Source organism: Hyalangium versicolor, from assembly GCF_020103695.1.
Lineage (GTDB): Bacteria > Myxococcota > Myxococcia > Myxococcales > Myxococcaceae > Hyalangium > Hyalangium versicolor.
In genome coordinates this window covers 1-1,212 of sequence record NZ_JAHXBF010000082.1, presented here as the reverse complement: position 1 = coordinate 1,212, position 1,212 = coordinate 1, and the positions used below count along the sequence as shown (strand labels likewise).

The window sequence follows — 1,212 nt, the reverse complement described above, 5'->3', positions numbered from 1 at the left end:
CTAGTGGAGTGTCCGACAAGTCATTCGACATAGTCGTGGGGAATGAATAGCTCTGGTGGATGAGGAGACGACCGCCGCACCTGATCCATCTGGTCCCCGAAGAAGCAGCGTACTTGGAGAGCCTGGTACGAGACGGACGGACGGAGCAACGCACAGCCCGGCGAGCCCGGATCCTGCTGGCCATGGCCGAGCCGGACACGGTGGTGACGGAGTTGGCCGACAAGTTCGAGGTGGACAGGACGACCATCTGGCTCTTGTGTCGCCGGTTCGAAGAGGTGGGCGTGCAGGCGGTGTGGGATGCTCCTCGCTCCGGCCGCCCGCGGGAGCTTTCCCCCCCTGCAGCGGGTCGAGGTGGAGCAGTTGGCCTGCTGTGAACCGGCGGGAGTCGGCTTGCAGATGACGCACTGGTCCACCCGGAGCTTGGCCCTGGTGGCACGCCAGCGGGGCATTGCCCCGACGCTGTCCCACTCCACGGTGGCGCTCATTCTGCAGGGCGCCGACCTGCAACCCCACCGCACGCGCTACTGGAAGACACCCACCCTGGATGACACCTTCCGCCATCAGGCGGCCCAGGTGCTGTGGTGCTACGAGCAAGCCCAGCGCTTGGCTCACCGAGGCGAGGTGGTGCTGTGCGTGGACGAGAAGCCCAACATCCAGGTGCTGCAGGGCGAGCACCCCATCCGCCCCATGCGCTCGGGCCGCATCGAGCGCCGGGAGTTCGAGTACGTGCGACGGGGCACCGTCAACCTCCTGGTCAAACTCGAGGTGCACTCTGGCCTCATGCGCTGTTGGGTCCTGGCGAAGAACGATGGTGCATGCTTGCGAGCCGTGCTTCCCCAGTTGCTGGAGGACCACTGCGACGCGCGGCGCATCCACCTCATCTGGGACAACGGCTCCAGCCACATCGCCCGGCAGACGCGTGACTGGCTCAGCCGCCACGCTCCGCATGTGCGCATGCTCTTCACTCCGGCGCATGCCTCCTGGCTCAATCAGGCGGAGTTGCTGCTGCGCGCCTTCACTGAGCGCTACCTGCGGCGCGCAGAGTGGGCCAGCCGCGACGACTTCATCGACCATCTCGATGCCAGCTGGCCCGAGTACAACCGCCTCTTCGCCCACCCGTTCACTTGGTCCTGGACTCGCTCCAAGATGCACGCATGGATGGACCGACACCGGTCCTGACTATGTTGAAAAACTTGTCGGACACTCCACTAG

2 protein-coding genes are annotated in these 1,212 nt (G+C 65.3%); both read left to right on the top strand.

Going from position 1 to position 1,212, the window contains the following annotated elements:
• Window positions 1-113 precede the first annotated feature (113 nt).
• On the top strand, window positions 114-374 hold the full coding sequence (locus tag KY501_RS52820; RefSeq protein WP_224373249.1) for a helix-turn-helix domain-containing protein: 261 nt from the start codon (window positions 114-116) through the stop codon (window positions 372-374).
• A 22-nt stretch (window positions 375-396) separates the two neighbouring features.
• Window positions 397-1,179, top strand: a complete 783-nt coding sequence (locus KY501_RS52815; protein WP_255637585.1) for an IS630 family transposase — start codon at window positions 397-399, stop codon at window positions 1,177-1,179.
• Window positions 1,180-1,212 lie beyond the last annotated feature (33 nt).

Bases quoted from the DNA above. Each gene is read 5' to 3' on its own strand.
- KY501_RS52815 (WP_255637585.1), top strand. From the start codon at position 397: ATGACGCACTGGTCCACCCGGAGCTTGGCCCTGGTGGCACGCCAGCGG.